The following is a 21,799-nucleotide window of genomic DNA, read 5'->3' as shown; positions in this document are numbered from 1 at the left end:
CCCATGTGAGAGTAGGTCATCGTCAAGATTGAATTCCGAAACCCCCATCTGCGCAGGCAGGTGGGGGTTTTGTCTTTCTATACCCCGCCAAATCTTCGCGATATCTTCGCCAAATCAGCTTCCTTCCGACGGCTCACGCGCCACGCCGTGAAGCGTTTCCCGCTGCGCTTGCGCGTTCATCGATATTAGGCTCTCTAGTTCAAGCAGGACAGGCAAGGTAGCCGAGGACGGCAACCGTCAGCCTTGGTAATGAGCCCATGGCTCAACCCCGAACATTAGCGTTGGAATGCAAGGAGCATCCATTATGGTCGCCTACACGTACTACCCGAATGCAGGTTTTCGCGCATCGTTGTATTGGCGCAAGTTTGCCGACGGGCATGTGTCTAAAATCAAAGCCAGCTATGCGAAGAACCGTGCCATCGCTGATCTGGATGGCTGGCTGCACGCAGGCCCAGATAACTACACGAACGATGACCGCTATCTGGTGAATATCGATTTTCATTTCAGTGTATTCAGTCTGGCTGGCAATTATATTTATCAGCTCAGAGCCATACCTGATCCGTCAGGTCCCCAGCATTTTGAGGGATATCGTCTGGAAATCAGCGTCAATGGCTTTCTAGGGCTCTACAAACCGCCCCTGCTCCTGGATAACCCGCCTTACTGGCGTTTCCCGGGGCTGGACCCGATGGATCTCACGGATGTCGATACTTTCCAGCGAATGGCAATGTGGGGAGGTGAGGGGCCCGCTAGTGGCAAAGGCCTCGTCACGGGTAACGACACGGACCCAGAGTTCTATTATCTGGGGCAGGGGGGACGCAAGGGTACCTTCGAGCTCGACAACATTCAGCTGGACCACCCTCGCTACTGATCCCACGCTGCGTCAATAGAGTAAAGCCACCCATTGCAGGTGGCTTTATTCACTGATGGCTATCCGAAGTCAGGCAGGCTCTTCATCTCGTACCGGTGGCTTGCTTACTTCGTCATGACGGCGGATGTACTTCCAGTCCGCCTCATCGATATAGATCCCGTTCGGCCCACTGCCACCTTCCAGGTCGATCGCCACCCGCGCAGATACCTGCGGCTTGACCGATGCCAGAATAGGCACGAAGCCCAGCTGCAGACTGGTCTCCAGTAACGCCGCCTGATTGCGCTCATCGATATCCGCGGCTTCGTCCAGGTAATACGGCAGGCGAATCTTGCCGGCCTGTTCGCGGTCCATCAGGTGCAGCAGCAGATACATGTTGGTCAGCGCCTTGATGGTCATGGTCGTGCCGTTGGAGGCCGCACCGTCGATATCGGTGTGAATCACCGGCTGCCCGTTGACCTTGGTGATCTCGAACGCCAGCTCGAACAGATCCTTCAGACCCAGCTGGTTGTGGTTCGCCGCCACCAGGCGCGCCAGGTATTCCTTGGCCTCTTCGTTCTTGTTGTCCTGCTCGGCACTCTGGCTCAGGTCGAACACCGACAGGGTTTCGCCTTCCTCGTATTGGCCGGCGCTGTGGATGATCTGGTCGATGTGCTTGAGCGCTTCCTTGTTCGGCGCCAGCACGATGCGGAAGCTCTGCAGATTGGACACCTGACGCTTGTTGATCTCGCGGTTGAACAGCGCTAGTTGATGCTCGAGGCTGTCGTAGTCACTGCGGATATTGCGCAAGGTTCGAGCGATATCGGTCACCGCTGCGCGCCGCGCCTTGCCCAGCGTCAGGGCTTCTTCGCTGCGATGACCGTAAGCGTTGATCAGCAGCTGCAGGCGACGCTCCATGTCGTCCTCGCTGTCGAACTTGGCCACGCCCTTGAGGCGCACCTGAGCGTACAGCGCTTCGATCTGGCCATCGACCCGCAGCAAGCCCTGCCAGCTGTCCTGATAGTCGTTAAGCAGTGGCAGCAGGTTGTCCATGGAATCGTCGACCGGGTCCATGAACGGCGTACCGAACGGCAGATCCGCGGGCAACAGCTGACGACGGCGCAAGGCATCGTCGAGGGTGCGCTGCTTGGCTTCCATGTCGGCGATCTGCCGACCGATCAGCTGCAGTTTCGCCGACAGTTGCTGGACGCGCTCGGTGAAAGCGTCGCTGGAGCGCTTGAGCTCGTCCTGGGCCGCTTCCATCTGCGCCAGTTGTTCGAGCTTGTCGTCTTCCTCGGCGCTCAAGGTCTGCGAGCGCCGGTAGTCTTCCAGCGCCTTTTGCGCATCCAGTACCTGTTGGTACAGGGCTTCGGTCTGGGTCTTGCTCGCAGCGCGGTCGGCGGCTACGGCCTGTTGGGTTTTGAGCTGCTTGAGCTCCTTGTCCAGGCGCTCCTTCTGATCGCGCAGTGCCGCGCGGTCAGCCAGTGCCTGCAGGGCGGGGGGCTCGATGTGCGACAGGTCGATGGAAATCCCCGGCACCTCGAAGCGCTCACCCCTGAAGCCATCGAGGATAGCCTCCAGGGATCTGACCCAGGCATCGTTGTCATCCAGCGCGATGCCTTGCTCGCCCAGCGGCAGGCTAAACAGGGCGCTGTTGAACAGGCGCATGAGGCGCTCGACATCCGGCTGCGAGAACTCCTCGCGCAGGCGCGCATAGCTGTTGTTGTCGGCATGATCGAGCTGTTGCTTCACCGACTTCAGGCGTTTTTCCAGATCGCGCAGGCGCTCCTCGAGGTCTTCGGCGCTGAACTGGCGAGACTGCGCCAGGGCACCGGCGAGTTCGTCGTGGGCGTCCTTGGCAGCGAGCAATTGTTGCTCCAGCACCTTCACGTCAGTGACCAGCGCGAAGCGATGCTTGAGAACCGACAGCTCGCCCAGCCAACGCTGCACACCGGTGATCTCCCGCTCCAGGCGCATCAGCTCCTGGGTGCCGCTGCGCTGGTCGTTCTGCAGCGAATCCTGCTCGCTGCGGTAATGTTCGGCCTGGATCACCAACTCTTCCTTGCGCACACCGGCATAGTCCTGCCAGGTGCCAAGCAGGTTATCCAGCAGCGGCGACAGGCGATGCAGCTTGCCGCGCAGGATGTCGCGTTGAGTCACGCCGTTGGCCAGCGCCTCGACCAAGGGGCCGGCCGCGACCAGCGAGTTGTAGTCCTGCTCCATGCGCCTTACATCGCGGAAGGCTTCTTCACACGCGGCGATATAGTCGACGCTGCCCGAGCGTAGGCTGTGCTCGAAGGCATCGAGGAACAGCTGCTTGAGCTTGGCGGCGGTAATCTCACGCATGTGCAGCAGGTTGATGAACAGCGCGCGGAACGTCTTCAGGCTCTGCTCGCTGGTGGAACGCAGCGGGATCAGCGTCAGGTCCAGCGGGATCGAAGTATGCCCGCCGACCAGCAGCCGGCGCAGCTCATCGGGCTTGAGCTCGTAGGCCTTGAGGCCCTGCTGCTCGAGGTTGGTGAACAGCTCTTTCTGCCGCAGGCAGGTGTCGTTCTTCTGGTAGTGCGCCAGGTCGAGCTCGCCGGCGTAGGCGAAGAACTGGTGCCCGAAGCCACCGCCCGGGCCACGCCCGACTACGCCGATGACGTGCGGGCCATGGGGCAGCGAGACTTCGCAGAGGATGTAGCTGGTGTCGGTGGCGAAATAGAAGCGCCGCGATTGCTCGAGGCTGTATTTGCCGAAGCTCATGTCCGACATGCGCGCCAGGATCGGGAATTGCAGCGCGTTGATCGAGGCGCTCTTGCCCAGATTGTTGGCGCCATAGACCGACAACGGGTGTTCCAGCGGGAACAGGCCGAGACTGTAGCCGGCCGTGTTGAGCAGTGCGAAGCGGCGAATGCCATAGCGTTCCTGGCTCATGCGTCCATCTCCTGTTGCTCTTGGGCAATGGCACGGGCGAGTGCCTCTTCCTCGGATTCTTCTTCACCTTCGGCGAACGGAGCGAGGTCCAGCGGGTCGTCGGTCTGCAGCAGTTTTTCGTCGCTGTCTTCGTCGATCAGCACCGGCGTCGGCAACGGCAGATGGCTGTGCAGGCTGGCCGCCAGATCACGATCCTGTTGCACCGACAGGCATACGTCGAGGAAGCGATGCATCGGCGGCAGGAAGCGATAGATGCCGTTGTCTTCACTGGCAAAGCCGAGCTGGGTCATGCGGCGCATGATCTTTTCTTCCAGCTCGTCCTGGGTCTGCACTTCAGCCTGGATGAACAGGTCGCGGTACTTTTCCAGCAGGGACGGCAATTCGTCACGGCCGAGGCTGCCGCCGTCGAGCACGGCGATCGGATCGCGACCCTGGTCGGCCAGGTGCTCGACCAGGATGAAGGTGAACAACGACAGGCGCTGGGCGGTCTTGTTGACCTGCGCTGCAGCCTGATCGGGGACGAAGTAATAGAAACCACGGGTGTCGCATACCAATTCGAAGCCCAGCGCCTTGAACAGGGAACGATAGGCGTCCTGGCAATTGGACAGTTGGGTGTACAGCTCCGGGTCACGGCGGCTGATGTGGAAACCCTTGAACAGCTCGCGGAAGATCGGCGCCAGCTGGGACAGTTCAGACAGATCAAGATGCATGTTGGGTACTCGCAGAGGGTTGCTCTGAGGGTTCGGATACGGTGCCAGGCGCAGCTTCGGCACTGTTCAGCAAAGCGAAGGATTGCAGGCTGACCCGGTGCTCGCGGGTCGAGTAGTCGCGGCGCTCCAGGCGCTGACGGGAAAAACGCTTGTCCCGCGACAGGCGCGAGAACCAGTAGAGCAATTCGTCGGTGGCGCCGGTGGGCTCCTGCTCCAGCAGCCAGACCATCAGGTCCGGCAACGGCAGGGCGTCTTCGCAGCGATCGAGCATCTCCTTGACGGTGCGCGGCGCTCGCGGTGGCTCGCCACTTTTGACCGACTTGTGCGCACGAGGGAACTGCGCCGGTTTCGGCTCGAAGCGGGCCAGCGCGTACACGTAGGCCTCGACCTGGCTGGCGCTGCCCAGAAAGGTGCTCTGCGGGCGGGAGAACATCGGCAGGGCGGCCTGGGGCACGGCGTCGATGCCTTTGCGGCGAATGGCCGCCAGGGCCAGGGCGGCGCCGCGGGTCACGGCGTTGTGGCGGCGGGCTTCTTCGCGCAGTGGCAGCAGCAGCTCACGGGCGTGGCGCAGGGTCAGTTGAGCGCAGGTCTGCATCTCGAGGATGCGCGCGTGGGTGCGCAGCAGCATGTCGTCGTCGACCAGATGGCCGAGGCGCTGCTGTTCGCCGAGCAGGCGCAGCAAGACGTTTTCGACCTTGCGCACGCCTTGCTCGAAGGCGCCGTCGGCGTTGACCAGGTTGATCATCGGCTCGACGTATTCGTCCCAGGTCGCCAGCACTTCGGCATAGCGCTGGCGCAGCGGAATCTGCCGGTCGCTGGTCTTGGCGCGCTCGGCCACGGCGACCAGTGCCTGTTCGTCGTTGGCGAGCTTTTTCAGCACATCGCGCACGCGCATGTCGAGCAGCCGCAGCTGGCGCGCCAGGTCGTTGCCGTCGCGGATGTCGAAGGCCTGCTGGATGTGCTCGGCCAGACGTTCGAGGTGGCGCAGGTAGGCTTCGATTTCGAGGCACAGCCCCAGCCGGTGTTCACGGCGTAGGTAGGCGAGAAAATCATGGATCTGGGCATTCAGTTCAAAGCGGTTGGGGCTCTTGGCCACCGGCACCAGAATGTCCAGGCGGATCCACACGTCCAGCAGGGCGGTGATGTCCTGCGCGGTGCTGTCGACTTGCTGGGCGCCCAGCTGTTGGCGTAGTTCGCTCAGGCTCAAGGTGCCCTGGTCGAAGTGTTCGCACAGCGGCTCAAGCAAGGCCCAGTGTTCGGCGAGGGCGCGAAGGACGCGCTTGGGTTCGATCATGGGATGGCTGACTCGTTGCCAGATAAAAAGGGGGGATTGTACTGCATCGAGCGCCCCGCGATTGAGCCCCTGATCGAGCAACTGGGGCATATGTCGAGTTTTTCGCGTTCGACTGCGGCAGCGACCGGCGAACAGCGGTAGAATTGCCGCCTTTAACCCTTCACTGATGGTCGGCCCTTGCTAAACGAGTCCCGTCGTCGCAGTTATCTGGACGCCATGCAAGTGGTGCACTGGCTGCCGCGTACCGAATTGCCCTTCGCCGCGCCCTCGCGGCTGGAGCTGTTCGAAGTACCGGCCGTGCTGATCGAGGCGCCCACTCCCGCGGCCTTGGTTGCCAGGCCCGCAGCCGCACCGATTGCCGAGCCGCCGCGTCCTGCCGAGCGGCCGAAGATCGAGGTGCCACGGCCCTCGTCGACTTCGCGTGCGGGCAGCAAACCGGCGGACGAACCCGTTGCGGCGGCTGTCGTCGCCAAGCCGGTGGCCGTGCCACCGCCACGCTTTGCCCTGCAATTGCTGCGTTCCGGCCCTTGCCTGCTGCTGGTCGAGCTGCCCACTGGCGAGCCCTTGCAGAGCCGCGATCCCGCCTACCTGCTGCTCAAGGACATGCTGCGCGCAGCCGGACTGTCGGACAGCCCGCAGATTCTCGGCGAGCCGGTGCGTTGGCCATTGCTGGCGCGCGGCAACCTCGATCAGGGCCCGGATGCCGCTCGGGATTTCGTCCAGGGTGTCGTCGCCGTGCAGATGGAGCAGCAACCCAGCGTGTGCCTGTGGCTGATCGGTCTGCCAGCGGTGCGCTTTGCCGGCGAGGCCAATGCCGAAAGTTATGATCGCGAGCTGCAGGTCGAAGGCCTTGGTGTCGCCTGGGCCTTGCCGGGTCTGGAATTGTTGATGGAAGAGCCAGCACGCAAGGCCGGCGTCTGGCAAGCCATGCGCCGGCTGATGGTGCGTTGGAAGAATCGTGATGAGTGATGCCGTGAGTTTCCGCCGGATGACCGAGGCGGATATGGATGCCGTACTGAAGATAGAATTCGCTGCCTACAGCCACCCCTGGACCCGAGGCATCTTTACCGACGGCCTCAAGTCCTACGAGATCTGGTTGATGTTCGAAGGCGCACAGCAAGTGGGGCATGGCGTCATCAACGTCATCATCGATGAGGCCCACCTGCTCAACATCACCGTCAAGCCCGAAAGCCAAGGCCGCGGCCTGGGTCTGCGGCTGTTGGAGCACCTGATGAGCCGGGCTTATCAGATCAACGGCCGCGAGTGCTTTTTGGAAGTGCGCTCCAGTAATCAGTCGGCCTATCGCCTGTACGAGCGGTTCGGTTTCAATGAGATCGGCCGTCGGCGCGATTACTACCCAGCAGTGGGCGGGCGCGAAGATGCGCTGGTGATGGCTTGCACGCTATTTGAATAGTGCCCTGTAGCGAGGGGGCTCGCCCCCGATCCGCCTGCGTCGGCGACACCGCTTTCGGGGGCGAGCCCCCTCGCTACACAGACCTCGATATTCAGCGATTGCCATCCACCGGATCGCGCTCCGCCAGCTCCGCTTCATCCAGGCCGTTGCCGCCGCCGATGTCATCTTCATCGACGATGCTCAAGTCCTCGTCATCCGGGCCGCCCAGGCCGACTTCGCTGGGCGAGCGGGCGCCATCCTCGTGGATCAGCGTTTCCGGGCTCATGTCATCGTCGGTCGGTTCATGGTCGTCCGTCGACGCCCCGGTCAAGCCGGCATCGCGCTCCCGTGACAGCGGCAGCTCCTGACGCAATTCATCCTCAGGGGTAAGATCGCCGATCTTTGCGGTGGGCTCGTCGACGTCGAAATCCAGCTCCTCCATGGAGCCCATGCGGTCTTCGTTGTCATCAATAGGTTCGGGCTGAGTAGCGCCGAAAGGGCGTTGTGATTCGGTCATGGTATTTTCTCCAGTTCGGGGCCTTAATAAGGTTGACCCAAGGGCGCGGCGAGGATTCAAAATCATTCACCGACAACAATTGGCGTGACCTCGGGGCACCGGGCCGAGTCAAAGGCTGTGCACCGTACTTGAGGCTTGAACATGAACGATCTACAAGAACTGATTGATAACAACGCGCGCTGGGCCGAGGCGATCAAACAGGAAGATCCTGAATTCTTCGCCAAACTGGCACGTCAGCAGACCCCGGAATACCTCTGGATCGGCTGCTCCGATGCGCGGGTGCCGGCCAACGAAATCGTCGGCATGCTGCCGGGCGATCTGTTCGTGCACCGCAACGTCGCCAACGTCGTGCTGCACACCGACCTCAATTGCCTGTCAGTCATCCAGTACGCCGTCGACGTGCTCAAGGTCAAACACATCCTGGTCACCGGCCACTACGGCTGCGGCGGTGTGCGCGCGTCCATGCAGGATCGCCAGCTGGGTCTGATCGACGGCTGGCTGCGGTCGATCCGTGATCTGTATTACGAAAACCGCAACGTGCTGGCCGAACTGCCGACCGAAGAAGAGCGAGTCGACCGCCTGTGCGAGTTGAACGTCATCCAGCAGGTGGCCAACGTCGGTCACACCAGTATCGTCCAGAATGCCTGGCACCGTGGCCAGAGCCTGTCGATCCATGGCTGCATCTACGGCATCAAGGATGGCCGCTGGAAGAGCCTGAACGCGACCATCAGCGGCTTCGAGCAGTTGCCGCCGCAGTATCGTCTGCGGGCGCTCGACTGATGGCGGGTTAAAAAGTCTTGTAACAGTCTGAACGAGAATTTCATTCAACTGCGAAGGCCTTCATGCGTTGATAGACAGGGTAGCCATGCACGTGCATGAGCTACCCTTTCTTTTTGCTCAATACGTACATGGAGGCATGATGAAACCCTATGGCTGGTTAGCGCTCATGGCAGCGCTGTCGATTGGCACCGCCAACGCGGCAAGCAAGGAAGTCGAGATCAACCTGGTCAGCGCCGAAGGCGCACCGCAACCGATTGGCTTGGTGAAGATCGAAGAAACCCAGTACGGCCTGCTGTTCACCCCGCAGCTCAAGTCCCTGCCACCTGGCATTCATGGCTTTCATGTGCACCAGAACGGCAGCTGCGCGTCCGCGACGACGGATGGCAAGGTCGTGCCGGCAGGCGCGGCGGGCGGACACTTCGACCCTGACAAGACCGGCAAGCACCTGGGCCCTTACGGTGCAGGTCACCTGGGCGATCTGCCGGCGATATACGTCAATGCCGACGGCACCGCCAACTACCCGGTATTGGCGCCGCGCCTGAAGAAGCTCTCTGAAGTGACCGGCCATGCCCTGATGGTGCACGCCGGTGGCGACAACCACTCCGATATGCCCGCGCCTTTGGGCGGTGGCGGCGCGCGCATGGCTTGCGGCGTGATCTGAGGCAGCAAGCTGAAGGTGTGAACCAAGGCGCGGGCCAACCCGCGCCACGTCATCGCGCCTCACGCATTGATGGGCGTCAACACCGGCAGCCCGGCAAAGTGCGCGCGCAGATTTTCCACCACCATGATCACTGTCGCCTCCACCGCATCCGGTGAAAGTCCGGCCACGTGGGGCGTCAGTACCACGTTGTCGAGCACTTTGAAGGCATCCGGCGCGCCGGGCTCATCATCGAATACATCCAGCCCCGCTCCCGCAATTTGCCCGCTCTGCAAGGCCTGCAGCAACGCTGTGGTATCGATCACGCTGGCGCGCGCGATGTTGACGATAAAACCGTGGCTGCCCAGAGCCTGCAACTCGGCGCTGCCGACCAGATGCTCGGTGCCGCTGCCGCCAGGCGTGGCGACGATGAGAAAGTCACTGGCCGCCGCCAATTCCAGCACCGTGGCGCAGTAGTCATAGTTCACCTCGGGGCGCGGCCGGCGGTTGTGGTAGCTGACGTGCATGTCGAAGCCCAAGGCGCAGCGTTTGGCGATGGCCAAGCCCACCGCGCCCAGCCCCAGCACCCCCAGGCGTTTGCCGGCGAGGGAGGGGCGCATGTCGCGGGTCCAGCCATCGCGACGTACCAGGGCGTCGAGTTGCGGCACGTTGCGCACGCTGGCCAGCAGCAGCGCCAGGGCATGGTCGGCCACCGAAGAGGCATTCACACCGGCGCCGTTGGTCACGACGATGCCACGACGCTGTGCGGCGGCCAGGTCGACCTGCTCGTAACCCGCGCCGATCACCGTGATGATCTGCAGTTTGTGCAGGGCGTCGATCTCATCGGCGCGCAACCCCAAGGGGCCGCGGGTCAGCACGGCGGTGATTTCGTCGGCGTGGTCACGCACGGCGTCGGCCCGCGTTTGCGGGGTTGGCGCGACGATCAGGCGTAACCCCGCGGCCTCCAGCAAAGGCAGGTAGTCACCGATGGTCTCGACCAGCACTAGAACCGTTGCACTCATGTCACAGCTCGCTTGTATGAAAAAGGCTGATCATAGCAAGTTAGCCATCGAGCAGGATCGCCGGCACCGAGGCGATATCGCGCGGCGTAATCCGGTACTCTTGTCGGTCCTATTCAATCTGCAGCGTGCAGCGCTCCTTCGACCGTCAGCAAAAAGGCACTTACATGACATGGCTTACCGACCCGGGCATCTGGACAGCCCTGCTACAGATCCTCGCGATCGACATTCTGCTGGGTGGCGACAACGCCGTGGTGATTGCCATGGCCTGTCGCAAGCTGCCCGTGCATCAACGTCGCAAGGCGATCTGGGGCGGCATGGCCGGTGCCATTCTGTTACGCGTGGTGCTGCTGTTTTTCGCCATGGAGTTGCTGGCGCTGCCGTACCTGAAAGTCATAGGCGCGCTGATGCTGCTGTGGGTCGGGATCAAGTTGTTGTCGTCCCATGATGACGATCCGCAAATCGACGGCGGCGTGCGGCTCATCACGGCGATCAAGACCATCATCGTCGCCGATGCGGTGATGTCGCTGGACAACGTGCTGGCCGTGGCGGGTGCGGGGCAGGGCAATATTTGGCTGGTCTCGGCCGGGGTGCTGATCAGTATTCCGCTGATCGTGCTGGGCAGCCGCCTGGTATTGACGCTGATGGAGCGCTTCCCGTCGGTGATCCAGTTCGGTGGCGGTCTGATCGGCTGGATTGCCGGCGGCATGCTGGTGGCGGACAGCGCGGTCGCCCCCTGGTTGCTGTGGCCGGCGGTGTGGGTCCATTACGCCGCCAGTGTGCTGGGGGCGGCGCTGGTGTTGGCAGTGGGCGCCTGGCTGAGCAAGCGTAACGCGGCCAAGCAAGAGGCCGAGCCGGATACGCTGTAACCATCATGATTGTAGCGAGGGGGCTTGCCCCCGAAACCCGTGCAGATCCCCCTGCTTGAGGCGTGGTTTTATCGGGGGCAAGCCCCCTCGCTACAGGTCAGGCCTGGCCCTGGAAGTGCAATGCGTTGGTCAGGTCGCCCATGGGCTTCTGGCCGCGGGCGATCATTGCGTCGTCACGTTCCTTGAGGCCGTCGAGTTTCTCCAGACGGAACACCCGCGTGATCAGGCGCAGGATCGATGCGGTGTCGTACACCGTGTGATCCACCGTGCCCTTGCGCGCGAAGGGTGAGACCACCACCGCCGGAATCCGCGTACCCGGCCCCCAGCGGTCGCCCTTGGGCGGCGCCACGTGGTCATGCCAGCCGCCGTTTTCGTCCACCGTGATCACCACCACCATGTTCTGCCACTGCGGGCTGGCCTGCAGCGTGCGCACGATATGGTTGATGTGGCGATCGCCAGAGGTGATGTCGGCATAGCCGGCATGCATGTTGAGATTGCCCTGGGGCTTGTAGAAGGTCACCGCGGGCAGCTTGCCGGCAGCAGCGTCGGCGAGGAAGCGGTTGGTGCTCTTGTCGTCGCCCAGGCCGCCATCGCGCAAGCGCCTGGCGCGTTCTTCGGCATGCTGCGGGCCGAGCTTCTCGAAGTAGTTGAATGGCTGGTGGTGGTACTGGAAGTTGGGGATCTTGGGGATGCCTTCCGAATCCTTGTACTGGTCCAGCGTGACCTGCCAGGCGCCGGCATACCAGGCCCAGTCGATGTGCTTCTTGTTCAGCTTGTCGCCGATGTGCTCGTGGGTCTGCGGCACCATGACGTTTGCCTGGCCGGGCTTGGCCTGTTCGGGGTGTTGCGCATCGCGGACCTGGGTCGGCCAGTAGGGCGGGCTCATGGTGTTGACGCCGTAGCCATCCGGGGTCAGCGCGCTCGGGCCGAAGACCGGGGCGCCTTGCAAGGCGCTGGCTGGCGACTTGTCCGTCGGCTTGAGGCGTGGGTCGGTCGGATCGTCGCTCATCAAGGTAGCGATCTGGCTCTTGGCCGGGGAATCCTTCACGTCGGGATAGAACGGCGGGCGCGCAGCGACCAAGTACTGGTGGTTGAGGAACGAGCCGCCGAAGGCGCCCTGGAAGAAGTTGTCGCACAGCACGAACTCCTGCGCCAGGTTCCACAGGAACAGGGAGTAGGCGCTCTGGGAGTAATAGCCCATGGTCAGGCCGCCGGAGTCGGCCCAGGCCGCGAACATGTCATTCTTGCCGCCATTTATCTGCATCTGATTTTGATAGAACACGTGCCACAGATCGCGGGTCACCAGGCCCATCGGCAGGGGCTCGCCGTTCGGCCCCGTGAGCGCGTAGGGGGCGTTGGGCAGGTTTTCCTGATACTGGGTGCCCGCGGCGTAGGTCACGCCTTCGATGGTCTGCGGACCCAGTTGCAGCACGCCGCCCCATGACGCTGGGAGGTGCGGCAGCAGGCTGCCGTCGCGGTCCTTCTGCTGCAGCTGTTCAGGGCTGGCTTTGGCGAGCGGTTGTGCAAGGCCGGGGAAATCAGCGAACAGATTGTTGAAGCTGCGGTTCTCGGCGTAGATCACCACCACGGTCTTGACGTGCTCTTGCAGCGCCTTGTCCAGTTCGGTGGCGCTCAGGGCGCGGCCCGGGCCATCCGCGTGGGGCTTGTCGGCCGCCTGGACGGTCGCACTGAGGGCGGCACCGGCACCCAGCACGGCAACGCCGCCGAGAAAGCGCCGACGGCTGCTGTCGGGTAAGGTATCGGCGGCGTTGGGCTGGTCTTTGTTGTCGTCTTGATCGTTGCTCATTGGCGGGCGTCCCGGCTGAGGTAACAAAAATGTTTCGCCGGGACGCTAACAATGGAATGTGACAATCAGGCGACAGCGCTGTGAAGAGCATTTTTGCGTGGCTTGCCGACCGGGTTCAAGTTAACAAGGCCCGCAGGGCGGCACTCAATGCCGCCGAGGAGATCGCGCCTATGACAATGGCGCCGCCGAAGTATTTGGCCAGGGTCAGCTTCAAGCCGTGGATGTCCTCTGAGACGGCTTTGGCATCGGATTTAATGCTGGCGATATCGTTTTCGATGCGTGCAAAACGTGCCTCCGAGGTCGTTTCGAATGCTCTATCGCGTTCGGCTTGAGCTCTCAAGAAGCCGTTAAAACGCTCATCCCATGCCTTGTCCCTCAGGGCCTGTTCGCCCAGGAAGGTTTCGTGGCGCATATCCAGCTCTCGTTTCAGCGCTTCGTCACGTACGTCCAGTTCCCGCTTCAGCGCGTCATCGCGCATACCGAGTTCACGTCTGAGGGCGTCGTCGCGTAATTGCAGTTCTTGGCGGTAATCAAAAGTTGTCATGGTTTTCTTCACGAATCTGGCAGTCAGCATGAAGGATAGCGTGGCGCTAGACGGGTGGGGATAGGACGATTCCAACAGGGCTGTAGGACGCTACCCAATCGCAGACGAAAAATATCGCAGACGAAAAAAAGGGCCTACCTTGCGGTAAGCCCTTTTTAGTACTTGGTGGCTACACAGGGACTTGAACCCCGGACCCCAGCATTATGAATGCTATGCTCTAACCAACTGAGCTATGTAGCCAAGTGGCGCGCATTATTCCCCTGGACGGGGGAGGTGTCAAGCGTCATTGCGAAATTATTTTCACTCCCGCCTAAACCTAACCCCTTGATTGCTATGCCAATGGCTCTGCGCATCAGGCGTTGAACCAGCCCAGCTTGATCACGAACAGGATCGACAGAATTACCAATGCCGGGTTGAGCTCGCGGCCGCGGCCGGAGATGAGCTTGATGGCGGTCCAGGCGATAAAGCCGAAAGCGATGCCGTTGGCGATCGAGTAGGTAAATGGCATGGCCAGCGCCGTGACGACCACCGGTGCCGCTTCGGTGATGTCATCCCAGTTGATCTCGGCCAGGCCCGAGCACATCAGCACCGCCACGAACAACAGCGCTGGCGCAGTGGCATAGGCCGGCACGCTGCCGGCCAGCGGAGCGAAGAACAACGCCAGCAGGAACAGCACCGCAACCACCACCGCGGTCAGCCCAGTACGGCCCCCGGCGCTGACGCCCGCTGCCGACTCGATGTAGCTGGTGGTCGTCGACGTGCCCAGCAGCGAACCGGCCATGGCTGCGGTGCTGTCGGCGATCAGGGCGCGGCCCATCTTCGGCATATGGCCGTCCTTGCCCATCAGGCCGGCGCGCTTGGCCACACCGATCAGGGTGCCGGAGTTGTCGAACAGGTCGACGAACAGAAAGGCGAAGATCACGCTCACCAGACCGATGTCCAGTGCGCCCTTGATGTCCAGCTGCAGGAAGGTCGGCAGCAGCGATGGTGGCATGGAGACGATGCCGCCGAAGGGGCTGAAGCCGCCGACGATGGACACGATGGTCACCGCCAGAATGCCGATCAACACGGCACCTCGGACCTTCAGTGCCTCGAGGCCGACGATCAGGAAGAAACCCAGAATCGCCAGCACCGGCCCTGGCGCCTTGAGATCGCCGAGGCCGACCATGGTCGCCGGGTTGCCCACGACGATCCCGGCCTCATGCAACCCGATCAGCGCCAGAAACAGGCCGATACCGGCCGCGATGCCCGAGCGCAGGGGCAGTGGGATGCTGTTGACGATCCACTCGCGGATGCGAAAGATCGACAGCACAAAGAAGCACACCGCCGAGATGAACACCGCCCCCAGCGCCACCTGCCAGGTATGGCCCATGTGCAGAACCACGGTATAGGTGAAGAAGGCGTTCAAGCCCATGCCCGGTGCCAGTGCGATCGGGTAGTTGGCGATGATCCCCATGACTGCCGAGCCGATGGCCGCAGCCAGGCAGGTGGCCACGAACACGGCGCCTTTGTCCATGCCGGTCTCGCCGAGGATGCTCGGGTTGACGAAGAGGATGTAGGCCATGGCCAGGAACGTGGTCACGCCCGCCAGGATTTCGGTGCGCACCGTGGTGTCATGCGCCTTGAGTTTGAACAGCGTATCCAGCATGGAGCTCCCCGGGGGTGCGCTGAGGCACCGAAGTTAGGCTGATAAAAGTTGACCGGGTGGTTAACTTAATGGTCGCCGTGCTAAAGCAGGAAGCGGGCCAGCGCCCGTGATTGTTGGATGAAAGATGCGTCTGTGCAATGGAGCGGTCAGATCGACAACGGGACAGACCATTAAATACCTGACTTGCAGGTCAAGAGCGCTATCTGTCATTCAAATTGTCTGCGCTGCCCATCCACCATTCGTTCAGCCAAGCCGCGCCCTGAAAAGAGGCACCCTCCATGCGGGGGCCGCCGGTTTTGGTGCGCTATTGACTAAAATCGCGGATTGGCACCGGTGCCCTCAATCTGTGGCGGCACGTGCCGATAGATGGGTAGCACCGGTGGAGTGAATCTTGCTTTGCCTTGATGGCACTGTGCTAGTTAAGTGGGTGCAATCGCTTTTGGTCCAGTGGAGAATTCGGACATGCAAACCCTTCTATCCCCCGGCATTCGTCTGCTCGGGCGGTTCCAGTTCGCGCGCAAGTTCCAGCTGCTGTTTCTGCTGTTCATGCTGCCGTTGGCCGGCAGTCTGTGGTTGCTGGGGCAGGACTTTCGCTCGCGGCTTGGCGTCATTGCCGGTCAGCGCACAGGGGTGGAGCAACTGCTGGCGCTGGAATCGCTGGACGATCAACTGATCGCCCAGCGTAACCGCGCGGCCCGCTGGAAGGCCGTGGACATTCTCCACAACCCGACCGCCCAGGCGCAGCAGGCGATGAACGCGCTCAGCGCCGCCAACCCCGCCCTGCAAGCGGCGGTGACCGAGCTGGGGCAGGCCCTGAAGCGCAGCGGCGCAAGTGGTGATGCACTCAAGCGCTTCGACAAACTCAAAGCCGCGACTGCCGGTATCGACCTCGACAGCCTGCGCAGCATCGGTTGGTGGCCAGACGGCTACGAACGCTTCACCAGCGCCTCGGCGGCCCTGCAGAGCGTGCGCGATCAGTTGGCCATGGACAGTGGCCTTATCCTCGATCCATGGATGGAGACCTACCTGCTGATGCAACTGTCGACGCAGCAGGTCCCGGACCTGATCGAACGGGTAGGGCGTATTGCGAGCGTCGGCGAGGCGTCGGTGGTAGCCGGGCAGTTCAGCTTGCAGAGCCGCTTGCAGATGCGCGACCTGCGTAACCGCATCGGCGATTCCCGCGAAGAGATGGTCAAGGCTGGTGCCTCGTTGCAGAACCGTCTGCCGCCGGGCTTTGCCGCCTGGGCCAATCAGTACGACAAGACCCTGCAGCGCCTCGACGCCGAACTCAAGCATCTGGACGACGGCTTGTTCTCGGGCGATCTGAAGCTGGGCGCCGGGGAGTTCGAGCAAAGCATGGATGGTCTGCTGGCCGAGCTGTCGGCATTGCGCCGCCAATCACTGGTATCGCTGGACAGCCGCCTAAGCTATCACCGCGGCCAGACGGTCAACCAATTCCTGCCCGTGGCGGCCACCTTCGCGGTGATGCTGCTGCTCGCGCTGTATCTGTTCGCTTGCCTGCAGGCATCCATTCGCCTCAGCGCGCGGGGCATCACCACCCTGGCTGAATCGTTGCGCGACGGCAATCTGTGCGTGCAAGTGGCCGTGAGCGGTCGCGATGAGCTGGCGGCGATCAGCACCGCGCTCAACGTTGCCGTGGTGCAACTGCGCACCAGCCTGCAAGGGGTCGATCACGAGACCTCCCAGCTCAGCGGGGCGGTACAGACCTTGGGCGATCATTCCAGCGGCACTCTGGTGGACGTCGAAGCGCAGCAGTTGCAGATCAGCCAGATCGCGACCGCGGCCACGCAACTGGCGGCCACCTCCCAGGGCGTGGCCAGGAGTTGCGAGCAGGCCTCGGGCAGCGCCCAGCACACCCGGCAGATTGCCGAGGACAGCAGCCGGGACAGCCAGCGCACCACTGCCAGCATTCAACAGTTGAATTTGCGCCTCGGCGAAACCGCGTCGGCCCTGGGTCGGGTCAGCGAGCAAGGCCAGCAGATCCAGTCGGTGGTCGATACCATTCGTGGCATCGCCGAGCAGACCAACCTGCTGGCGCTCAACGCTGCCATCGAGGCTGCCCGTGCCGGTGAGCAGGGCCGTGGTTTCGCCGTGGTCGCCGACGAGGTGCGCAGCCTGTCGCAGCGCACCCAGGCGTCCACTGCGCAGATCGCCGGTACCGTGGACAGCTTGCGCACCACTGTCAAACAGGCCGTGGACCTGATGGAGAGTGCTTGCGGCCAGGCGCAGTCCGATGCCGCCGCGGTGACCGGTCTGGGCCAAAGTCTGGGGGCGATCGCCAGCGCCGTGCAGGGCGTGACCGACACCCTGGCGCAGATCGCCACGGCAGTGGAGGAGCAAGCCAGCGTCGCGGACGAAGTCAGCAGCAACATCCAGCAAGTCGATCAGGCCGCCGGGCGCTTGCTAGAAGGCGCGCGCGCGGTGAACAGCGCCGCCGATCAGTTGAGCAGCGGCAGCCGTGCGTTGAGCAGCAATACGGCGCGTTTCAATCTGGTTTGAGGGTTGGCTGGGCGGGCCTCTTCGCGGGCAAGCCTTGCTCCTACAGGGTCGACTGGGGTCTAGTCATACACCGGTGGGGCCTTGCTCCCACAGTGTCGACTGGGCTCAAGTCATACACCGGTGGGAGCAAAGCTTGCTCGCGAAGGGGCCCGTAAGCCGACTTCATGATCCCCCGTGAAACTTGGCATCCCATGTCACAAAATGGCACATTGTCGCACCCCGCGCAGTGCGTGCCCTTTCGTGTCCGGATGACCGTCATGTCCAGCAGTACCACCCCTTCAGCCTCGGCCACCCCCTCGGTCGCCAGCCAAGCCAGCCCGCTGGTGATGCGCGTGATCGGCGCCTGCGCCCTCGCGCACCTGATCAACGACTTGATCCAGGCGGTGTTGCCGTCGATCTACCCAATGCTCAAGGCCAACTATGGCCTGAGCTTCACCCAGGTCGGGCTGATCACCCTGACCTTTCAGCTCACCGCCTCGCTGCTGCAGCCGTGGGTCGGCTATTACACCGACCGTCATCCCAAACCGTGGCTGTTGCCCCTGGGCAGTGTCTGCACCCTGATCGGCATTCTCATGCTGGCGTTCGTCGGCACCTTCCCGGCCATCCTGCTGGCTTCAGGGCTGGTGGGTATCGGCTCTTCGACCTTTCACCCGGAGACCTCACGCATCGCCCGCCTGGCCTCGGGCGGGCGCTTCGGCCTGGCGCAATCGACCTTCCAGGTCGGCGGTAATGCCGGCACTGCGTTCGGCCCATTGCTGGCCGCCGCCATCGTCATTCCCTATGGCCAGGGGCATGTGGCCTGGTTCGGGCTGTTCGCGGTATTCGCCATCGGCGTGCTCTACGGCCTGAGCCGCTGGTACCGCCACCACTTGAGCCTGTTCAAGCTCAAGGCTGGCGGCAAGGCCACCCATGGCCTGTCGAAGAACCGCGTGACCTTCGCCCTGGGGGTGCTGGCGCTGCTGGTGTTCTCCAAGTACTTCTACATGGCCAGCTTCACCAGCTACTTCACCTTCTACCTGATCGAGAAGTTCGACCTGAGCGTCGCCAGCTCACAGCTGCATTTGTTCCTGTTCCTCGGCGCGGTGGCGGCCGGGACCTTCTTCGGCGGCCCCATCGGCGACAAGATCGGCCGCAAGGCAGTGATCTGGTTCTCGATCCTGGGCGTCGCACCGTTCACCCTGGCGCTGCCCTATGTCGACCTGTTCTGGACCGGCGTGCTCAGCATGATCATCGGCTTCATCCTCGCCTCGGCGTTCTCGGCCATCGTGGTGTTCGCTCAGGAACTGGTGCCCGGCAATGTCGGCATGATCGCGGGTGTGTTCTTCGGCCTGATGTTCGGGTTCGGCGGCATCGGCGCGGCGCTGCTCGGACACTTTGCGGATATCCACGGCATCGAGTACGTGTACAAGCTGTGCTCGTTCCTGCCGCTGTTCGGAATCCTGACGATCCTGTTGCCCTCGACCAAAGGGGTTTGACGTCTGGTGAAAAAAGCCCGGAACGTCCTGAAAATACTAGGCGTTGCCTCGCTCTTGTGCAGCGCCCAGGCCCATGCCGGCTCGCTGCGCTGCGGCACGGCGCTGGTCGGCGAGGGTGCGCAGATGGCCGAAGTGCTCGACAAATGCGGCCAGCCGCCACGCCAGGACAGCCAAGGGCCAGCGTCCAGGCCCTATGGCTACAACGGCTACTGGAACTCGGCGAAGATCAGCATCTGGGTCTACGGCCCGGACGGCGGCGCTTACCAGTATCTACGCTTCGTCGACGAACGCCTGGTGGAAATCGAGATGCGCCGCAAGGCACCGGGACGAGTCTGTTTCCGTGGGAGTGAGGTGCAGCGCTCGTGTGGGGCATGTTGCTTTACACTGACGATCGTCACGCTATCGCCCCAGCCCGTTGGAATGCCATGCCTGCTTATCAACCAATTTTTCAGATCACCCCTCGGATCCTCAGTCAGGTCGCTGCGATCAGTGAATTGATCGGGCGCTTGTCCGTGGTCAGCAGTGGGGCGCTTTCCCCGCAGTTGCGCCGTGAAAACCGCATTCGCACCATCCATGCGTCGTTGGCGATCGAGAACAATACGCTTTCGCTGGATCAAGTCACGGCCGTGTTCGAAGGCAAGCGCGTGCTCGGTATGCCCCGTGAGATCCAGGAAGTACGTAATGCGATCCTCGCCTACGAACAGATGGAACAGTGGTCACCCCATAGCGCTGCGGACTTGCTGGCGGCCCACAAGCTGTTGATGTCGGCACTGGTCGACCAGGCAGGCCGTTATCGTCAGGGCGGCGTTGGGATCTACCGTGGGGAGGTGCTGGTACATATGGCACCGCCGGCCAATCAGGTCCCTCGACTTATCCATGATCTCACCCGCTGGTTGGCGGCCACCGATATCCATCCGTTGATTGCCAGTTGTGTGTTCCATTACGAATTTGAGTTCATCCATCCCTTCGAGGATGGCAATGGGCGCATGGGACGTTTATGGCAAACCCTGATTCTCAGTCAGTGGCAACCGTTGCTGGCACATCTGCCGGTAGAAACACTGATTCATGATCGGCAACCTGATTACTATCAGGCGCTGAGCGAGTCGGACAAGCAGAGTGATGCCACGGTGTTCGTCGATTTCATGTTGCAGGCCATTTTGGATGCGATCACCGAGTCGCAAGGTTCTACAGTGGAAAAAGGTACGGAGAAAAGTACGGAGATAGGTTCGGAGAAAAGTTCGGAGAAGATCCTCGCACTGCTGCGGGATCAACCCACTCTGTCGGCCAAATCATTGGCCGCCGCACTGGGCATCAGCCCCCGCGCAGTCGAAAAGCTGCTCGCCAGGCTGCGCGGTGAAGGCCGTTTGGAGCGAGTCGGCGCGGCCAAAGGCGGCCACTGGCGGGTTCTGCGGGCAAAGGCGAGCAGCTGATCAAACGGCGCCCTGCAGGAACTCCCGCAAGCGCGTCTGCAAATGCACCACGGCACCTTCCATCTGCAGGAACGCCTCCGCCGGCACCACCTCCCAGCGCTGCCCCTCATCGCCAAATACGATGCGCTCGAAGGTGCCGGCGGGCACCTGCGCCACCAGAAACCAGGTGTCCAGTCCGTTTATGCCTTGACCCGGATAGACCTTCGAACTCACCACCCACGCCGGATCCAGCGTCAGGCTGAACTCCTCCATGGTTTCCCGCGTGGCGGTCTGCAGCGGGGTCTCATCGCCCTCGCGGCCACCGCCCGGCAGGTCCCACATGCCCGGCCAGGGAATGCTCGGCTTGTCGTCACGCAGATAGGTCAGCACCTGGCCCTCGCAGAGCAGGGCGATCTTGGCCCCGGAGAACATCGGTTGCGTCGACATGATGGCTGCGTCTCCCTGAAAGTTGGCGGTCAGGGTAGCAAACTGTCACGCCCGATGCGGGCTGGGAGGCTGTCGACGCCCAAGGCCCGGCCTTGCCGCACGAGTAGCAGTGGCAACGCATGCAGCCCAGCACGGTGCGGGTTTCCCCCCGGGTAGCCGCTGTTGACGTCTTCACAGGTGCCGACCTAGTACTGGCGCCTACCTGCATTACCCAAGCAATGGGATATCCCGTTGACATAGCCCATTACAGGATTAGTGTGGGATATACGCATGGCATATCCCGTGGAGGTCGATTATGAAACAAGGTGCGGTTTTTCAGAACAATCGTAGTCAGGCGGTTCGTTTACCCAAATCTGTAGCACTGCCGGATGACGTCAAGCGAGTGGATGTCATTGCGATTGGGCGCACGAGAATTCTTACGCCGGTAGGCGAATCCTGGGACAGCTGGTTTGATAATGAAGGAGTCACTGCGGACTTCATGACTCAGCGCGAGCAGCCTGCGGATCAGGAGCGAGACGGCTTTTGATGCTGAAGTTCATGCTGGATACTAATATCTGTATTTTTGCCCTGCAGAATCGGCCCGTACACGTACGTGACACTTTCAAACGTCATCACGGCCATATGTGCATCAGTTCCGTGACCTGGATGGAGTTGATCTCAGGGGCTGATATTGGTCAGTAACAATCGTCGCGAGTTTGATCGGGTTCCGGGGGTGAGGGTGGATGATTGGGTTGCTCCGGACGTCTAGGTGATTTTATAGATCTGCTGGGGGGTGGGCTTGAGATTGGGGTGGTTCTGCTTTCGAGTCGGCCTTGGGGTCGCCGCCCCCACCATTGGCCCCTCGCTGGGGCGCCATCTCTTGAGAAAGTAAGCCCGCGTTCCGGCACGCTAGCGGGGCTTGGCCGGCATCCATGCCGGCCATCCCCGCGCAAGCGTACCTCCACGCGGCCTGCTGAAAGGGGGCGGC

21 protein-coding genes, 1 tRNA gene and 1 pseudogene are annotated in these 21,799 nt (G+C 62.2%); 12 read left to right on the top strand and 11 right to left on the bottom strand.

What is annotated here, in order from left to right:
• Positions 1-304: 304 nt before the first annotated feature.
• Complete coding sequence (locus AC3WJP_RS28065) at positions 305-868, top strand: hypothetical protein (protein ID WP_493722903.1); 564 nt, start codon at positions 305-307, stop codon at positions 866-868.
• Between the two features lie 69 nt (positions 869-937).
• Here the strand turns inward: AC3WJP_RS28065 and mksF are convergent, their stop codons facing one another.
• From mksF to mksB, 3 genes are read right to left on the bottom strand one after another with little or no spacing between them, the layout of a single operon-like run.
• Entirely contained in the window at positions 938-3,763 is a 2,826-nt protein-coding gene (mksF, locus tag AC3WJP_RS28060) for an Mks condensin complex protein MksF (RefSeq protein ID WP_493722902.1), read from the bottom strand.
• Complete coding sequence (gene mksE / locus AC3WJP_RS28055; RefSeq protein WP_493722901.1) at positions 3,760-4,473, bottom strand: Mks condensin complex protein MksE; 714 nt, start codon at positions 4,471-4,473, stop codon at positions 3,760-3,762. The genes mksF and mksE overlap by 4 nt, the downstream gene beginning before the upstream one ends.
• Positions 4,463-5,767, bottom strand: a complete 1,305-nt coding sequence (mksB, locus tag AC3WJP_RS28050) for an Mks condensin complex protein MksB (protein WP_493722900.1) — start codon at positions 5,765-5,767, stop codon at positions 4,463-4,465. The genes mksE and mksB overlap by 11 nt, the downstream gene beginning before the upstream one ends.
• 177 nt (positions 5,768-5,944) lie before the next feature.
• Here mksB and AC3WJP_RS28045 point away from each other — a divergent pair, with 177 nt between their 5' ends.
• Entirely contained in the window at positions 5,945-6,736 is a 792-nt protein-coding gene (locus tag AC3WJP_RS28045; protein ID WP_493722899.1) for an energy transducer TonB, read from the top strand.
• Positions 6,729-7,181, top strand: a complete 453-nt coding sequence (gene rimI / locus AC3WJP_RS28040) for a ribosomal protein S18-alanine N-acetyltransferase (RefSeq protein WP_493722898.1) — start codon at positions 6,729-6,731, stop codon at positions 7,179-7,181. The genes AC3WJP_RS28045 and rimI overlap by 8 nt, the downstream gene beginning before the upstream one ends.
• Positions 7,182-7,272: 91 nt before the next feature.
• On the opposite strand, the gene AC3WJP_RS28035 is transcribed toward rimI, so the two are convergent.
• Entirely contained in the window at positions 7,273-7,677 is a 405-nt protein-coding gene (locus tag AC3WJP_RS28035) for a serine kinase/phosphatase (RefSeq protein ID WP_493722897.1), read from the bottom strand.
• 141 nt (positions 7,678-7,818) lie between these two features.
• Here AC3WJP_RS28035 and can point away from each other — a divergent pair, with 141 nt between their 5' ends.
• Both can and sodC read left to right on the top strand, forming a co-directional pair.
• Entirely contained in the window at positions 7,819-8,457 is a 639-nt protein-coding gene (gene can / locus AC3WJP_RS28030) for a carbonate dehydratase (RefSeq protein ID WP_493722896.1), read from the top strand.
• Between the two features lie 139 nt (positions 8,458-8,596).
• The gene (sodC, locus tag AC3WJP_RS28025) at positions 8,597-9,118 is read left to right on the top strand and encodes a superoxide dismutase [Cu-Zn] SodC (protein WP_493722895.1); all 522 of its coding nucleotides are present in this window, start codon (positions 8,597-8,599) and stop codon (positions 9,116-9,118) included.
• Between the two features lie 59 nt (positions 9,119-9,177).
• Here the strand turns inward: sodC and AC3WJP_RS28020 are convergent, their stop codons facing one another.
• Entirely contained in the window at positions 9,178-10,116 is a 939-nt protein-coding gene (locus tag AC3WJP_RS28020; protein ID WP_493722894.1) for a 2-hydroxyacid dehydrogenase, read from the bottom strand.
• A 164-nt stretch (positions 10,117-10,280) separates the two neighbouring features.
• Here AC3WJP_RS28020 and AC3WJP_RS28015 point away from each other — a divergent pair, with 164 nt between their 5' ends.
• Entirely contained in the window at positions 10,281-10,982 is a 702-nt protein-coding gene (locus tag AC3WJP_RS28015; RefSeq protein ID WP_493722893.1) for a TerC family protein, read from the top strand.
• A gap of 97 nt (positions 10,983-11,079) precedes the next feature.
• Here AC3WJP_RS28015 and AC3WJP_RS28010 read toward each other — a convergent pair whose 3' ends face one another.
• The 4 genes from AC3WJP_RS28010 to AC3WJP_RS27995 form a co-directional block, all read right to left on the bottom strand.
• Positions 11,080-12,789, bottom strand: coding sequence for an acid phosphatase (locus tag AC3WJP_RS28010; protein ID WP_493722892.1), 1,710 nt, complete (start codon positions 12,787-12,789; stop codon positions 11,080-11,082).
• Between the two features lie 115 nt (positions 12,790-12,904).
• On the bottom strand, positions 12,905-13,363 hold the full coding sequence (locus AC3WJP_RS28005; protein WP_493722891.1) for a hypothetical protein: 459 nt from the start codon (positions 13,361-13,363) through the stop codon (positions 12,905-12,907).
• Between the two features lie 133 nt (positions 13,364-13,496).
• Positions 13,497-13,573 (bottom strand) — tRNA-Met (locus tag AC3WJP_RS28000).
• A 112-nt stretch (positions 13,574-13,685) separates the two neighbouring features.
• Positions 13,686-14,981 carry an NCS2 family permease gene (locus AC3WJP_RS27995; RefSeq protein WP_493722890.1) on the bottom strand — a complete coding sequence of 432 codons (1,296 nt, stop codon included), beginning with the start codon at positions 14,979-14,981 and terminating at the stop codon, positions 13,686-13,688.
• A gap of 462 nt (positions 14,982-15,443) precedes the next feature.
• On the opposite strand from AC3WJP_RS27995, the gene AC3WJP_RS27990 reads away from it, so the two are divergent.
• Positions 15,444-17,501, top strand: a complete 2,058-nt coding sequence (locus AC3WJP_RS27990) for a methyl-accepting chemotaxis protein (protein ID WP_493722889.1) — start codon at positions 15,444-15,446, stop codon at positions 17,499-17,501.
• Positions 17,502-17,758: 257 nt separating this feature from the next.
• Complete coding sequence (locus AC3WJP_RS27985) at positions 17,759-18,976, top strand: MFS transporter (RefSeq protein WP_493722888.1); 1,218 nt, start codon at positions 17,759-17,761, stop codon at positions 18,974-18,976.
• A gap of 36 nt (positions 18,977-19,012) precedes the next feature.
• On the opposite strand, the gene AC3WJP_RS27980 is transcribed toward AC3WJP_RS27985, so the two are convergent.
• A complete protein-coding gene (locus AC3WJP_RS27980) occupies positions 19,013-19,150 on the bottom strand; it encodes a hypothetical protein (RefSeq protein WP_493722908.1) in 138 nt (45 codons plus the stop codon).
• On the opposite strand from AC3WJP_RS27980, the gene AC3WJP_RS27975 reads away from it, so the two are divergent.
• Together AC3WJP_RS27975 and AC3WJP_RS27970 are read left to right on the top strand one after the other, a co-directional pair.
• Positions 19,100-19,474 carry a DUF2845 domain-containing protein gene (locus AC3WJP_RS27975; RefSeq protein WP_493722907.1) on the top strand — a complete coding sequence of 125 codons (375 nt, stop codon included), beginning with the start codon at positions 19,100-19,102 and terminating at the stop codon, positions 19,472-19,474. The genes AC3WJP_RS27980 and AC3WJP_RS27975 overlap by 51 nt on opposite strands.
• Entirely contained in the window at positions 19,402-20,406 is a 1,005-nt protein-coding gene (locus tag AC3WJP_RS27970) for a Fic family protein (RefSeq protein WP_493722887.1), read from the top strand. The genes AC3WJP_RS27975 and AC3WJP_RS27970 overlap by 73 nt, the downstream gene beginning before the upstream one ends.
• Here the strand turns inward: AC3WJP_RS27970 and AC3WJP_RS27965 are convergent, their stop codons facing one another.
• Positions 20,407-20,832, bottom strand: a complete 426-nt coding sequence (locus tag AC3WJP_RS27965; RefSeq protein ID WP_493722886.1) for an NUDIX hydrolase — start codon at positions 20,830-20,832, stop codon at positions 20,407-20,409.
• A 295-nt stretch (positions 20,833-21,127) separates the two neighbouring features.
• On the opposite strand from AC3WJP_RS27965, the gene vapB reads away from it, so the two are divergent.
• Together vapB and AC3WJP_RS27955 are read left to right on the top strand one after the other, a co-directional pair.
• Positions 21,128-21,358 carry a type II toxin-antitoxin system VapB family antitoxin gene (vapB, locus tag AC3WJP_RS27960; protein ID WP_493722885.1) on the top strand — a complete coding sequence of 77 codons (231 nt, stop codon included), beginning with the start codon at positions 21,128-21,130 and terminating at the stop codon, positions 21,356-21,358.
• Positions 21,358-21,580 (top strand): annotated as a pseudogene (locus AC3WJP_RS27955) (PIN domain-containing protein). Before vapB ends, AC3WJP_RS27955 begins: the two are co-directional and overlap by 1 nt.
• The last annotated feature ends 219 nt before the right edge of the window (positions 21,581-21,799 follow it).

Source organism: Pseudomonas sp. GW821-FHT01A09 (assembly GCF_058986725.1).
The sequence above is the reverse complement of the archived record's forward strand: the minus strand, read 5'-3'. Positions and strand labels throughout refer to the sequence as shown.